15 protein-coding genes and 1 tRNA gene are annotated in these 13710 nt (G+C 72.2%); 12 read left to right on the top strand and 4 right to left on the bottom strand.

What is annotated here, in order from left to right; translation table 11 throughout:
* Positions 1-16 precede the first annotated feature (16 nt).
* Positions 17-1312 (top strand): Na+/H+ antiporter NhaA, encoded by a 1296-nt coding sequence (gene nhaA, locus OEB99_RS02600; RefSeq protein WP_263508118.1) that lies wholly within the window; start codon positions 17-19, stop codon positions 1310-1312.
* Complete coding sequence (locus OEB99_RS02595) at positions 1309-2211, top strand: alpha/beta fold hydrolase (RefSeq protein ID WP_263508117.1); 903 nt, start codon at positions 1309-1311, stop codon at positions 2209-2211. The genes nhaA and OEB99_RS02595 overlap by 4 nt, the downstream gene beginning before the upstream one ends.
* Here OEB99_RS02595 and nth read toward each other — a convergent pair.
* Complete coding sequence (gene nth / locus OEB99_RS02590) at positions 2200-2925, bottom strand: endonuclease III (protein ID WP_263508116.1); 726 nt, start codon at positions 2923-2925, stop codon at positions 2200-2202. The genes OEB99_RS02595 and nth overlap by 12 nt on opposite strands.
* Positions 2926-3078: 153 nt before the next feature.
* Here nth and OEB99_RS02585 point away from each other — a divergent pair, with 153 nt between their 5' ends.
* Positions 3079-3480: a hypothetical protein gene (locus tag OEB99_RS02585; RefSeq protein ID WP_263508115.1), complete on the top strand. Its 402-nt coding sequence runs from the start codon at positions 3079-3081 to the stop codon at positions 3478-3480.
* A 136-nt stretch (positions 3481-3616) separates the two neighbouring features.
* Positions 3617-4294, top strand: coding sequence for a Crp/Fnr family transcriptional regulator (locus OEB99_RS02580; protein WP_318011381.1), 678 nt, complete (start codon positions 3617-3619; stop codon positions 4292-4294).
* Between the two features lie 12 nt (positions 4295-4306).
* Here the strand turns inward: OEB99_RS02580 and OEB99_RS02575 are convergent, their stop codons facing one another.
* From OEB99_RS02575 to OEB99_RS02565, 3 genes are read right to left on the bottom strand one after another with little or no spacing between them, the layout of a single operon-like run.
* A complete protein-coding gene (locus OEB99_RS02575; RefSeq protein ID WP_263508114.1) occupies positions 4307-4774 on the bottom strand; it encodes a RidA family protein in 468 nt (155 codons plus the stop codon).
* A complete protein-coding gene (gene sp36 / locus OEB99_RS02570; RefSeq protein ID WP_263508112.1) occupies positions 4771-4932 on the bottom strand; it encodes a Sp36 family protein in 162 nt (53 codons plus the stop codon). The genes OEB99_RS02575 and sp36 overlap by 4 nt, the downstream gene beginning before the upstream one ends.
* Before the next feature lie 9 nt (positions 4933-4941).
* Complete coding sequence (locus OEB99_RS02565) at positions 4942-5274, bottom strand: WhiB family transcriptional regulator (RefSeq protein WP_489667138.1); 333 nt, start codon at positions 5272-5274, stop codon at positions 4942-4944.
* A 157-nt stretch (positions 5275-5431) separates the two neighbouring features.
* Between OEB99_RS02565 and OEB99_RS02560 the strand changes: the two genes are divergently transcribed.
* From OEB99_RS02560 to OEB99_RS02525, 8 genes are all read left to right on the top strand, one after another.
* Positions 5432-7879, top strand: coding sequence for a penicillin-binding protein (locus tag OEB99_RS02560; protein ID WP_263508109.1), 2448 nt, complete (start codon positions 5432-5434; stop codon positions 7877-7879).
* Positions 7880-8800 carry a metallophosphoesterase gene (locus OEB99_RS02555; protein WP_263508108.1) on the top strand — a complete coding sequence of 307 codons (921 nt, stop codon included), beginning with the start codon at positions 7880-7882 and terminating at the stop codon, positions 8798-8800.
* Positions 8801-8844: 44 nt separating this feature from the next.
* A tRNA-Pro gene (locus tag OEB99_RS02550) sits at positions 8845-8918 on the top strand.
* A gap of 111 nt (positions 8919-9029) precedes the next feature.
* On the top strand, positions 9030-9824 hold the full coding sequence (locus OEB99_RS02545) for a transglutaminase-like domain-containing protein (protein WP_263508107.1): 795 nt from the start codon (positions 9030-9032) through the stop codon (positions 9822-9824).
* A gap of 62 nt (positions 9825-9886) precedes the next feature.
* Positions 9887-10486: an HdeD family acid-resistance protein gene (locus OEB99_RS02540; RefSeq protein ID WP_263508106.1), complete on the top strand. Its 600-nt coding sequence runs from the start codon at positions 9887-9889 to the stop codon at positions 10484-10486.
* A gap of 72 nt (positions 10487-10558) precedes the next feature.
* Entirely contained in the window at positions 10559-11056 is a 498-nt protein-coding gene (locus tag OEB99_RS02535) for an NUDIX hydrolase (protein WP_263508105.1), read from the top strand.
* Between the two features lie 135 nt (positions 11057-11191).
* Entirely contained in the window at positions 11192-12511 is a 1320-nt protein-coding gene (locus OEB99_RS02530) for an anaerobic C4-dicarboxylate transporter family protein (RefSeq protein ID WP_263508104.1), read from the top strand.
* Positions 12504-13670 carry an N-formylglutamate amidohydrolase gene (locus OEB99_RS02525; RefSeq protein ID WP_263508103.1) on the top strand — a complete coding sequence of 389 codons (1167 nt, stop codon included), beginning with the start codon at positions 12504-12506 and terminating at the stop codon, positions 13668-13670. Before OEB99_RS02530 ends, OEB99_RS02525 begins: the two co-directional genes overlap by 8 nt.
* Positions 13671-13710: the final 40 nt, after the last annotated feature.

Genomic DNA, 13710 nt, shown 5'->3' with positions numbered 1-13710 from the left:
GACCCCGAGGAGGCCCATGTCCCGCCGCGCCCGCCTCGCGCGCCTGGCCACTCGCCCCGTCTCCGGCCTGTTCGCCCGGATCAGCCCCGACGACGAACGCAACATCGCCGACGTCCTGCGCACCGAGAAGGCCGGCGGCGTGCTGCTGCTGGTCGGCGCGGTGATCGCACTGTTCTGGGCCAACTCACCGTGGTCGGAGTCCTACGAGACGCTCGCCCACACCGTGGTCGGCCCGGCCGCGCTGCACCTCGACCTGTCGCTCGCCCACTGGGCCTCCGACGGACTGCTCACGATCTTCTTCTTCGTCGTCGGCCTCGAGCTCAAGCGCGAGATCGTCGCGGGCGAGCTGCGACGTCCCTCGAGCGCGCTGCTGCCCATCGTGGCGGCGATCGGCGGCATGGCCGTCCCGGCGATCCTGTACGTGCTGGTCAACCTCAACGGTGGCGACCTGCGCGGCTGGGCGACCCCGACCGCGACCGACATCGCGTTCGCGATCGCCGTGCTCGCCATCGTCGGGCGCAGCCTGCCGAACTCGTTGCGCGCCTTCCTGCTGACCCTCGCCGTGGTCGACGACCTGCTCGCGATCATCGTGATCGCGGTCTTCTACTCCGAGGCGATCCACCTCGGCTGGCTCGTCGCGGCGCTGGCCGTCGTGGCGCTGTTCGGGCTGCTCACCCGCCGCCGCATCACGTCGGTCTGGCTGCTGCTCCCGCTCGGCCTGCTGGCCTGGGGCTTCATGCACGCCTCGGGGGTGCACGCGACGATCGCCGGAGTGCTGCTCGGCCTCGTGGTGCCGGGCGCACCGGACGACTCCGACGAGCACTGCATGGCCGCGCACTTCGAGCACCTCTGGCGTCCGGTGTCCGCCGGGTTCGCGGTCCCGCTGTTCGCGCTGTTCGCCGCCGGGGTCGCGCTCGACCCCGACTCGCTGGTCGCGGCCGCGAAGGACCCGGTGGCCCAGGGTGTCGTGCTCGGGCTCGTGCTCGGCAAGCCGATCGGCATCACGCTGGGCACCTGGATCGTCTCGAAGACCACCAGGACCCCGCTCGCGAGCGGCCTCGGCTGGGCCGACGTGCTCGCGGTCGGCTTCGTGGCGGGTATCGGTTTCACGGTGTCGCTGCTGATCGGCTCGCTGGCCTTCGGTGAGGGCAGCGCCGCCGAGGAGCACGCGCGGGCCGCGATCCTCGTCGCGTCGGTGCTCGCGGCCGTGCTCGGCGGCGCCGGGCTCGCCTATCGGGACCGCCACCACGCGGCTCTCCGGGCCCCGAGCCCGGAGGACTCCGCAGGCGCCTCGCCGGCCGGCGGGTCATGACCGCCGTCGACGCCGCGTCAGTCCTGCTCGAGGGCCCCTGGGAGCACCGCTTCGTCGCGGCGAACGCGGCGCGCTTCCACGTGGCCGAGGCCGGGTCCGGCCCGCTGGTCGTGCTGCTGCACGGGTTCCCGGAGATGTGGTGGGCCTGGCGTCACCAGATCCCGGCGCTGGCCGCCGCCGGCTACCGGGCTGCCGCGATCGACCTGCGGGGCAGCGGGGCGTCCGACAAGCCTCCGCAGGGCTACGACCTCCCGACGCTCACGCGGGACGTCGCCGGGGTGATCCGGTCGCTCGGCGCGAGCGACGCCGTCGTGGTCGGCCACGGACTCGGCGGCACCGTCGCGTGGTCCATGCCGACGCTGCGCCCCGGGGTGACCCGCGCCGTCGCAGCGCTCTCGTCCGCCCACCCGGCCCGGATGCACACGTCCGCGGCGGCGCGGCCGCTCCTGCTGCACCGCACCACACGGCGGCTGGGCTTCTTCCAGCTGCCCTGGTTCCCGGAGCGCCGGCTCACGCACGGTGACCTGGCCGTCCGCCTGCTGCGCGAGTGGGGCGCCGGCGGGTGGCCCGATGCCGAGACCGCGGCGGTCTACCGATCCGCGATGCGGGTGCCGTTCGCGGCGCACTCGTCGATGGAGACGCTGCGCTGGCTGGTCCGTTCGACACCGCGGGTCGACGGCCAGCGCTACCTCGCAGCGGTGCGGACCCCGATCGAGGTCCCCGTCCTTCAGGTGCACGGTGCGCTGGACCCCTGCCTGCCGCCGGCCGCCGTCGGTCGAGCCGCGCACGGCCGGCCGTTCCGGTTCGAGCTGGTCGAGGGCGCCGGTCACTACCTGCCCGAGGAAGCGCCCGAGGCCGTCACCGACCTGCTGCTGGACTGGTTGGCGTCACTCGACTGAGCTGATCGCCGGGATCGGGTGGGCGGACTCCTTGACCAGCCGCTCGGCAGCCACCGGGTCCACCTCACCGACGCCGAACGACGGGCACCACTGCGCGACCGGGCACGCGCCGCACGCGGGTCGACGGGCGTGGCAGGTTCGCCGTCCGTGCGCGATGAACCGGTGCGACGCCATGGTCCACTCGCGGCGCTCGAGCATGCCGCACAGGTCGGTCTCGACGCGCACCGGGTCGTCGGAGTCGGTCAGGCCGAGGCGCGCCGTCACCCGCAGGACGTGGGTGTCCACCGGCAGGCCGGGGACGCCGAACGCATTGCCGAGCACGACGTTCGCGGTCTTGCGCCCGACCCCGGGCAGGGTCACGAGGTCACGCATCCGGCCGGGCACCTCACCGTCGAACCGCTCGACGAGCGCCTGGCCCAGGCCGATCAGCGAGCGGGCCTTCGCCCGGAAGAACCCGGTGGACCGGATCAGGTCCTCGAGCTCGGCCGGCACGGCCTGCGCGTAGTCGAGCGCGGTCGGGTACCGGGCGAACAGGGCCGGGGTGACCAGGTTGACCCGGACGTCGGTGGTCTGGGCCGAGAGCAGGGTCGCGACGAGGAGCTGCAGCGGTGACCCGAAGTCGAGCTCGCAGTGCGCGTCGGGGTAGCGCTCGGCGAGCGCACGGTTGATCCGCCGAGCCCGCCGCGTGCGCGCCAGCGGGGTCTCGGAAGCCATGCCGGACAGCCTAGGCGGCCGGTCGGACACGGCGCGGGCAGCGTCCCGAACCACCGTTGGGGTGAACGCCTCGCGACGGCCTCAAGCCTCACCCGCCCACCACCGATGCACCAGCAGGCCCATCGACGATGGCCGTGTCAGCAAGGAGATGCGATGTCGATCGCCCACCTCGGCGAACCCACGGGACTCGAGACTGCCTCGACCCGTCGCGCCGTGCGGGCGGAACGGGCCGAGGTCGTCCGGTGGCGTCGGCTGCTGCGGGCCCGGCTCGACCTGCTGGTGGCCTCCTTCGCACCGCCCGAGCCGCTCGGCGCGATGGGCTGGGACGTGCTGCCGGACGCACAGCTGCGGCTGCCCTCGTCCGAGGAGCTCCACCAGGCGATCGCCGAGCGCGAGCAGGCCGACCGGGTCACCGCGATGCGGCAGCTCCGCGTGCTGGACCGACGACTCTCGGCGTACGCCGACGAGCTCGACCGCGCCCTGGAGCAGTCCACCGAGAGCCTCGTCATGGCGCTCGTCGCCGAAGAGCTCGACCGCCCCGACGCCCGCGACTGACCTCGCGCGGCGCGCGCCGTCCGGGCCCGCGCCGGGACGGACCCACAGCATCCGAACGCCCCGTGTCGGCCCGAACCGGGCCAAGGTGCGCCTAGTGTGGGCTCGAACGAGACCCAGATCACACCCCGGAGGTCCGGTGGACGAGGAGCTGGTGCTGCGAGCGCCGATGTTCGCGGCGATCGACGAGGCCGCGTCACGCGCGCTGCTGCGCACCATGGTGCGCATCGACCTGCCCCGCGGCCGGTCGGTGTTCAGCGAGGGGGACCGCGGCGACCGGCTGTACGTGATCGGGCGTGGCTCGGTGAAGCTCGGACGTCGCGCGCCCGACGGGCGCGAGAACCTGCTGTCGGTGCTGGGCCCCGGCGAGATGTTCGGTGAGCTCTCGCTGTTCGACCCGGGGCCGCGCACGGCGACCGCCACCGCGGTCAACGACGCCGTGCTCTACGAGCTGACCCACGACGAGCTGATCGCGTGGCTCGAGCTGCACCCGCCGGTTGCCAAGCACCTGCTCGCCGCCCTGGCCCACCGCCTGCGCCGCACCAACGAGGCGCTCGGCGACCTCGTGTTCGCCGACGTGCCCGGCCGGGTCGCGAAGGCGCTGCTCGACCTGTCGACCCGGTTCGGCGAACCCGTCGAGGACGGCCTGCGCGTGTCGCACGGGCTGACCCAGGAGGAGCTGGCCCAGCTGGTGGGCGCGTCCCGCGAGACGGTCAACAAGGCGCTCGCCGACTTCACCAGCCGGGGCTGGCTGCGGCGCGAGGGCCGCGCGGTGGTCCTCCTCGACGTGGACCGCCTGGAGCGCCGCGCCCGCTGACGCGGTCGGCGCTCAGGAGAGCTCGACGACGACCTCGACCTCGACCGGGGCGTCCAGCGGCAGCACCGCCACGCCGACCGCGGTGCGTGCGTGCCGGCCGGCGTCACCGAACACCTCGCCGATCAGCTCGCTCGCGCCGTTGACCACCGCCGGCTGGCCGGTGAACGACGGGTCGCTCGCGACGTAGCCGATGACCTTGACCACGCGGGCGACCCGGTCGAGGCTGCCGGCCTGCTCGGCGACCGCGGCGAGCGCGTTGAGGGCCGCGGTCCGTGCGAGGTCGTAGGCGACCGCGGGCGAGACCAGACCGGGGCCCTCGCCCACCTTGCCGGTCACCGGCAGGGCCCCGTCGACCATCGGCAGCTGACCCGCTGTCCAGACGTACTGCCCGGTGCGGACCGCGGGGACGTACGCGGCGGCGGGGGTCGGCACCGGCGGGAGGACCAGGCCGAGCTCGTGGAGGCGGTGCGAGATCGTCACGCGTCACCTCGCGGGCGCTTGAGGTAGGCCACCAGGCCGTTGCCGTCCGGGCCGGGCACCACCTGGACCAGCTCCCAGCCGTCCGCGCCCCACTGGTCGAGGATCTGCTTGGTCGCGTGCACGATCAGCGGCACGGTCGCGTACTCCCACGTCGTCATGGCGGCACGCTACCCGTGGTCCGCGGCTCCACGCTCCGGCACGGCGAAGGGCAGAGGGTGCGCGCCGCCGACCATGGCGAGCTCGGGCTCGGCCTCGAGGAGCTCGCGCCACGAGACCACGTCGGGGTAGCGGCGCATCAGCGCGCGCCGCTCGCGCTCGGTCATGCCGCCCCAGACCCCGAACGCGACCTTGTTGTCGAGCGCGTCGACCAGGCACTCGAAGCGCACGGGGCAGCGCAGGCACACCTCTCGCGCGGCCCGCTGCGCCGCGCCCTCGACGAAGAGGTCGTCCGGAGCGGCGGAGCCGCAGGCGCCGTACGCGGTCCAGTGCTGGTCGTGCACGCGTGCTCCTTCCCCCGTGTCGATCACGGTAGTTCGTCCCATGCGGTGTCGTAATGGGCCGTTCGGTCCCTTGTGCCGCCGTGAACCGCACGAACCTGCACCAGCCCTTCACGCGAGTGACCGAGCCGGACGGGGGTCCTCCCGTACCCTGGTGGCCATGTCTGCCTCCCGCCCTGTGCGTCGCCGCCAGGTCAACGCACTGCAGGCGATCGGTCTGATGATGGCGTTCGTGCTCGTCGCGGTGACCGGTGGCGTGCTCGCATCCGGCCTGCTGATGCCCGCCGTCGCGTCCACCAGCGCGTTGGCCCAGACCACGACCGAGCTCTTCGACGAGCTGCCGGGCGACCTCGCGACCCCGCCGCTGTCCCAGAAGTCGACCATCCTCGCCGCAGACGGATCGGTGCTCGCCGAGTTCTACGACCAGAACCGGATCGTCGTCCCGCTCGACGACATCTCCGACAACATGCGCAACGCGGTCATCGACGTGGAGGACCGCCGCTTCTACGAGCACGGCGGCGTCGACCTGCGCGGCATGACCCGCGCGTTCCTCAACAACGCGCTGAGCCAGGACACCGAGGGCGCCTCGACCCTGACCCAGCAGTACGTCAAGAACATGCTCATCCAGTCCGCGCTGCGGATCGACGACCCGCAGCAGCGCGCCCAGGCGATCGCCGACGCGAAGGACGCGTCGGGCGCCGAGGGCTACGCCCGCAAGCTCCGCGAGGCCAAGCTCGCGATCTCGCTCGAGCAGCGGATGACCAAGGACCAGATCCTCGAGGGCTACCTCAACATCGCGCAGTTCGGCGCGTCGGTGTACGGCGTCGAGGCCGCCGCACAGCTGTACTTCTCCGTCTCGGCGAAGGACCTCGACTACCTGCAGGCGGCGACGATCGCCGGCGTCACGAAGAGCCCGATCGCCTACGACCCGCAGCGCAACCCGGAGAAGTCGGAGACCCGTCGCAACGAGGTCCTGCACGACATGCTCCGCGAGGGCGACATCACGCAGGAGGAGTACGACACCGGGATCGCGACCCCGATCGCCGACACCCTCAAGCTCGGCCAGACGAAGCTCGGCTGCTCGGGCGCCGACAAGGCCGTCCAGGGCTCCGGGTACTTCTGCGACTACGTCACCAAGATCCTCGCGACAGATCCCGTCTTCGGCGAGACCGCCGCAGAACGTCGCCAGAAGCTCTACCAGGGCGGCCTGACGATCCGCACCACGCTCGACCGGCCCAAGCAGGACCTCGCCGTGGCCGCGGTCCAGGGCGCGGTGCCGCAGACCGACCCGTCCGGGGTCGGCGTCGCGATGTCGGTGGTCGAACCCGGCACCGGGAAGATCCTCGCGATGGCGCAGAACCGGACCTACGACACCCAGCAGGACCCCGAGCCGGGGCACACCGCGGTCAACTTCAACACCGACCAGGCCTACGGCGGCTCGCAGGGCTTCCAGCCCGGGTCGACGTTCAAGCCGTTCACGCTGCTCGAGTGGCTCAAGGAGGGCCGCGCGCTGCGCGAGGTGGTCGACGGCACGCCGCAGACCTGGAAGCTGGGCGAGTTCGACGCATCGTCCTGCGGGGTCGGCTTCGCCAACACCGACTGGAAGCTGCGCAACTCCGAGGGCGGCGCCGGGTTCATGACGGTGCTGGACGCGACCCGGAACTCGGTCAACAACGCGTTCGCCGACATGGCCAGCCAGGTCGACCTGTGCGGCATCTTCCAGGGCGCCCAGGACCTCGGGGTGCACACCGGCTCCGGTAACGACCTGACCGTGACGCCGGCCAACGTCATCGGCACCGACTACATCGCGCCGCTGACCATGGCCTCCGCCTTCGCGGCCTTCTCGGCCGACGGCGTGTTCTGCACGCCGATCGCGATCGAGTCGATCACCGACGCGGACGGCAACGACGTCCCCGTCCCGGACGCCGGCTGCCACCAGGCCATCACGCCGGAGCTCGCTCGCGCGGTGACGTACGCCCTGAGCTTCGTGTGGACCGGAACGGCCAAGAACGTCCCGCGACTGTCCGACAACCGCCCCGCGTCCGGCAAGACCGGTACCACGTCCGAGAACGAGCACACCTGGTTCGTCGGCTTCACCCGCCAGATGGCGACGGCGGTGTGGGTCGGCCACCCGGACGGCACGTACTCGATGCACCAACAGACGATCAACGGGAAGGTCTACTGGAACGGACCGTACGGTTCGAGCATCGCGGCACCCGCGTGGCGCGCGTTCATGGAGCCCGCGAGCCAAGGCATGGAGGTGCTCGGGTTCACCGCTCCGCCGAGCTCGATGATCAACGGCGTGCAGCGCACCGTTCCGCGAGTGACCGGCATGTCGCCGAGCGCGGCGTCCGCGGCCATCACGTCCGCCGGCTTCCACGTGAAGATCGCGGACGGCCAGGTGTACTCGGATGCGCCGGCCGGCACGATCGGGGCGCAGAGCCCCGGCGGCGGGTCCCGCGCGGTGCGCGGCTCGGTCGTGACGCTGTCGATCTCGAAGGGTCCCGAGCCCACGCCGACCCCCACCCCGAGCGACAACAACGGCAACAACAACGGCAACGACAAGGTCAACCCGCCCGGTCGCAACAACAACGACACCACCGGCTGAGTGGGGACCTCGACCGCCGCGCGCGGGCTGGGCTGGACGGCGCTCGCCGCGGGCGCCGGGCTGGCGTACGCCCTCGCCGAGGCGCACCGGTTCACGCTCCGGCGCTTCACCGTCCCGGTGCTGCCGCCCGGCGAGGCCCCGTTGCGCGTGCTGCACCTGTCCGACCTGCACCTCACGCCGCACCAGGACGACAAGATCGCCTGGCTGCGTGAGCTGGCCGAGCTGGAACCGCACCTCGTGGTGGACACCGGCGACAACTGGGCGCACCGCGACGCCCTGCCCGCGCTCGCGCACGCGCTGGACCCGCTGCTGTCCGTGCCGGGCGCGTTCGTCATGGGGTCGAACGACTACTTCGCGCCGGTCGTGAAGAACCCGGCCCGCTACCTCATGCCGGACGACGGGCGGCGGGTACGGCCCGAGCACCCGCGGCTGCCCGCCGACGCCCTGGCCCGCCTGTTCACGGACGCGGGCTGGGTGGACCTGAACAACCGGCGTGACGTCGTGGTCGCGGGCGGACGGCGACTGTCCCTGGTGGGCGTCGACGACCCGCACCTCGAGCTGGACCGGTTCCCGGACGGCACGCACGACGCCGACGCCGTGCTGGAGATCGGCGTGGCCCACGCGCCGTACCGACGGGTGCTGGACGCGATGCAGCACGACGGTGCTCAGCTGATCCTCGCGGGGCACACCCACGGCGGGCAGCTCGCCGTGCCCGGCTGGGGCGCCCTGGTGACGAACTGCGACCTGGACACCCGACGGGCGAAGGGCCTGCACGGCTGGCCGGCTGCCCGGCCCGACCAGCCGAAGGGCGAGGACTCGGTCTGGCTGCACGTCTCGGCCGGCCTCGGGACCTCCCCGTTCACCCCGGTGCGCTTCGCCTGCCCGCCCGAGGCGACCCTGCTCACGCTCGTCGCACGCTGAGTTTCACGACGGGTCCGCGGCTGGGCTATTCTTGCGTGGCTCCCCGGGGTGTGGCGCAGCTTGGTAGCGCGCTTCGTTCGGGACGAAGAGGTCGTGGGTTCGAATCCCGCCACCCCGACTCGGTGAGTTGGCCCCTGGTCCGCGGCTGCGGACCGGGGGCCTGTCTCGTCCCGGCCCGCGGCTCTCGCCGGCCTCTGCCCGCCACTGCCCGACAACCTCCGGAGCTCCCGTGCGTCACGTCTCAGCCCACCTCACCGCCGACGTCACCGAGCCGGCCGGCATCGCGCTGGCCGTCTCGGTCGCCCACGGCGCATGGTCGATCGACGAACGGCTCGACGTCACCCTCGACGGCGCGCCGCTCGACCTCGCCGAGCTCACCGACGGCCACGGCACCCGCCTGCACCGGTTCGACGCGGGGGTGGGGCACCTCGAGATCGCCTACCGCGCGACCGTCACCGGCCGGGACCTGCCGTCCCCGACGGACCCGCTGGACCTGGTCACCTACCTGCGACCGAGTCGCTACGCGGAGTCGGACGCGCTCCTCGGGCTCGCCGGCCGTGAGCTCGGTCACCTCTCCGGCACAGAGCTGATCCGCGGCGCGGGCACCTGGGTCGCCGAGCACCTGGACTACGTGGTGGGCAGCACGCGGGGCACCGACGGCGCTCGCGAGGTGCTGCTGTCCGGCGCCGGGGTGTGCCGCGACTTCGCGCACGCCACGGTCGCGGTGCTGCGCGCCCTCGACGTGCCTGCCCGGCTGGTGGCGGTCTACGCACCGGGCCTGGAGCCGATGGACTTCCACGCGGTCGCCGAGGCGTGGACCGGCGAGGAGTGGGAGGTCGTGGACGCGACCCGGCTCGCGCCGCGCGCATCGATGGTGCGGATCGCCACGGGTCGCGACGCCGCCGACACCGCGTTCCTCACCACGATCGGCGGGGCGGTCACCTTCGGTGAGCAGACGGTCACCGCAGTGGTCGACGGCGACCTGCCGATCGACGACCCGAAGACCGGGGTCGTTCTCGGCTGACCCGGGTGAGGTGACCGGCGTAGCGTCAGGTCCACCTGATCATCCTCACGAAGGGGACCCCGATGTCTGGTGCGGCAGCCGCAGTCAACCCTGACCCGTTCCGGGCGAGCGTGGTCGGCCCCGGTCGGCACTGGGGCCTGATCCTCACGTTCGCGATCCTCACCGCGCTGCTCGGCGTCGCGGTCCTCGTGTGGCCCGGCGCGACGCTGCTGGTGATCGCCGTGCTGTTCGCCGTCCAGATCTTCATCAGCGGCATCTACTACCTGGTGGCGGCGTTCTCCGACGACGACGCCTCGGGTGGTGGCCGGGTCCTGCTCGGACTGCTCGGTGCGCTCGCCCTGCTGGCCGGTGTGCTGGCCCTGCGCCACCCGCTGCAGACGCTCGCCGTGCTGGCGATCATCATCGGGGCGTGGTGGCTGGTCAGCGGCGTCCTCCAGGTGGTCGCCGCCTTCCGCCCGGGCGTGCCCGGCCGCGGCTGGACGTTCGTCGGCGGTGTGATCAGCATCGCGGCGGGCATCGTGGTGCTCAGCAGCCCCGGCATCTCCCTGGTGTTCCTGACCTGGATGCTCGGCCTGTGGCTCCTGATCGAGGGCGTCGTGCTGGTGTTCGTCGCGTTCTCCACCCGCAAGGCGGAGAAGAAGGTGGAGCAAGGGGCCGCCTGAGCGGGCCGGCACCGCCTGACCGGGCTCGCAGCCCGTCGGCCCGGCCGCCGGCTGCTCCGGTAGGTTCGACCGGTGCCCATCCCCGACTTCGTCCTCCGGCTCCGCGAGAAGGTCGGTACCGACCTGTTGTGGCTGCCCGGCGTCTCCGGCGTCGTGCTCGACGACGACGGCCGCGTCCTGCTCGGCCGCCGCTCCGACAACGGTCGGTGGGCCGTGCCGAGCGGGATCCTCGAACCCGGCGAGGAGCCCGCGATCGCGCTCGTACGAGAGGTGCTGGAGGAGACCGGGGTGCACGCCGAGGTCGTCGCGCTGACCAGCGTCTCGAGCGGGGACCCGATCCGGTACCCGAACGGCGACCGCGCGCAGTACCTGGACGTCGGCTTCCTGTGCCGGGCGGTCGGGGGCGAGGCGCACGTCGCGGACGACGAGTCGACCGAGGTCGGCTGGTTCGACCCGGACGCCCTGCCCGAGACGATCACCGAGGCGTCGGTCCAGTGGCTGCAGCGCGCACGCGCCTGGCAGCACGGGCAGCAGGCGGGCATCGACCCGCAGCCCTGGTTCGCCCGCTGATCCACCGACACCCACCGGTCCCGCACGGCCGGTCGCACGCGAGCCGTCACCCGCAGAGCCCGACCGCCGGGTGATCGCCGGTGCTAGTTTCGGGCTTGTCCGGACCTGACCCTCTGCAGGATCTCGGAGAATGCGATGGAACTCGCACTTCAGGCCGCCACCGTTCTCCTTGCGATCGCCCTGGGTGTGCGCACCAAGGGCATGACTGTCGGCCTGTGGGGCGCGGCGGGCGTCCTCGTCCTGGTCTGGGTCTTCGGTCTCCCCCCGGGTTCGGTCCCCACCTCGGCGATCTTCGTGATCTTCGCAGTCGTGACCGCCGCCGGCGCGATGCAGGCGGCCGGCGGGATCGACTACCTGGTCGGGATCGCACAGCGGGTGATCCGGGCGCACCCGAACCAGGTGACGTTCATCGCCCCGTACGTGGCGTGGCTGTTCGCCACCGGGGCCGGCACCGGCTTCGTCTACTACTCGATCCTCCCGGTGATCTACGAGGTCGCCTACGGCAACAAGGTCCGGCCCGAACGGCCGATGGCCATCGCACCGACGGCCTCGCAGATGGGGATCACGTCGAGCCCGGTCTCCTCCGCGATGGCGATCATGGTCGGTCTGATGGCGCCGCTGGGCTTCGAGATCACCCAGATCCTGTCGATCGTGCTGCCCTCCACCGCCGTGGCCATCGGAGCTGCGGCCCTCGTGCAGAACCGGATCGGCAAGCCCCTCGATCGAGACCCGGTGTACCAGCGACGGCTCGCGGCCGGCGAGGTCACCGCGCCCGAGCCGGTCGACGTCGGCGAGGCCTCACCGGCGGCGAAGCGCGCCGCGTGGATCTTCGGCGGCGGCATCCTGCTCATCCTGCTGTTCGGGATCTTCGACCAGCTTCGTCCGGCGGTCCCGGGCGAGGACGGCCCGGTGCCGCTGGAGATGACCACGATGATCCAGATCATCATGCTCATCGTGGCCCTCGTGATCCTGCTGTGGTGCCGCGCCAAGTCGGCCGATGTGCCTCGCTCGCAGGTCTTCCGCTCCGGCATGAGCGCGATCGTGGCGCTCTGGGGCGTGTCCTGGCTCGCGAACACGTTCATCGCCGCGAACCAGGACATGATCGTCACCAGCCTGGGCAACCTGGCGGACAACTCCCCGATCTTCATCGCCGTCGCCCTGTTCGTCGTGGCCGCCCTCACCACGAGCCAGTCGTCGGCGACCATCGCGATCATCCCGATCGGGATCGCCCTCGGGATGGAGCCCTGGCAGCTGACCGCGATGTGGATGGCCGTCATCGGGCTCTACACGTTCCCGATCAACGGCTCCCAGCTGGCAACGATCGAGCTGGACGCCACCGGCACGACCAGGATCAGCAGGTTCGTGATCTACCACTCGTTCACGATCGGGATGCTGGTGATGGCGACCGTCTCGGTGCTGGTCGGCCTCGCCATCGGGGCGACGTTCTATGGCTGACCTCGATCCGTGCCGGCTCGCGACCCGGCTCGACCTCCCTGCGGGTCACGTCACCGACCCGGCGGAGCTCGTGGTGCGTGACGACTCGACGGATCTCGCCCTCGTCGACGTCGTCGTCCATGACCCGCACGCCTCCGTGGCCCTGCCTGTCGAGCTCGAGGAGTGGCTCGCACCCGGTCTGTCCGATCGCCGCCGGATCGACTTCTCCGACGTCGCGTCCGATGCGCTGGGGCGGCACTGGGCGAGTCTCGACCCGCACGTCGTCTACGTGCGCAACCCGGTCAACCGCCTGGTGCTCGACCCCAACCGCTTCCGCCCGGTCCGATCACAGCTGGGCGGCCAGCTCGTCGAGGCCGTCCGGCGGTCCCGGGCGGCGCTCGAGCAGGGGACGCGACCGTCGTTGTCCGGCATGGATGCGGTCCGACCGGTCACGTTCGCCGGCTGGCCGGTCCTCGACCTCGATCGGGTGCTCGCAGATCCCGAGACGTTCCTCGACGTGCTCGACGACGCCGCCGGCCGGACCGTGGACGTCTACCGGGCAACGGTTCGCGAGGTGATCGCACAGGTCCTGGCCGCGAAGCGGACGATGCTCGCGCAGGTCTCCCCTGCCGACCTGAGCGCCGAGGACGCCGTCCGGCTCAGCGGGCTGCTCGTCGTCGGGCTGCACGACACGAGCGCCTTCACGCTGACGGCCGACGACCGTCTCGCCGTTCCGAAGCCGGTGGACGACACCCTGCCGACCTTCGTCGACTTCGGCACGCGCGGCGACAGCAACGCCGACCCCGGGATCCCCGACGGGCACGGCGGCCTGGAACCGACCTCGATGCGTCCGGAAGCGGTCCGCGCCCTGCGCCAGTGCTACGTGAAGGCTTTCGGTTCGGCCCGTGGCTTCACGATCAACGACCCGTACAAGGGTGCGGAGGAGACGGTCCGCTTCCGCGACGAGTACGCCGTCCCGAGCCGCTTGTCGCGCCCGATCGTCGACGTGGTCCAGCTCGAGTGGTCGCGCGAGACCCTCTACGGCGCGGACGGCGCCGCCGCGCTCACCTCGCCTGGCACGGCGTGGCCCGAGGAGGCGATGGCGATCGATCCGAGCCTCGCGCCACGGGTCGTCGAGGCCCACGACCTCTGGCGACGACTCCGGGCCGGTCTGGTCTGACGGCTCGACCGAGCACACCACGCGGCGAAGCCGTGGGGTG

Origin of the sequence: Actinotalea endophytica (assembly GCF_025717005.1) — a bacterium.
Taxonomy (GTDB): domain Bacteria; phylum Actinomycetota; class Actinomycetes; order Actinomycetales; family Cellulomonadaceae; genus Actinotalea.
Note: the sequence above shows the minus strand (reverse complement) of the source record. Positions and strands in the feature narration are given on the sequence as shown.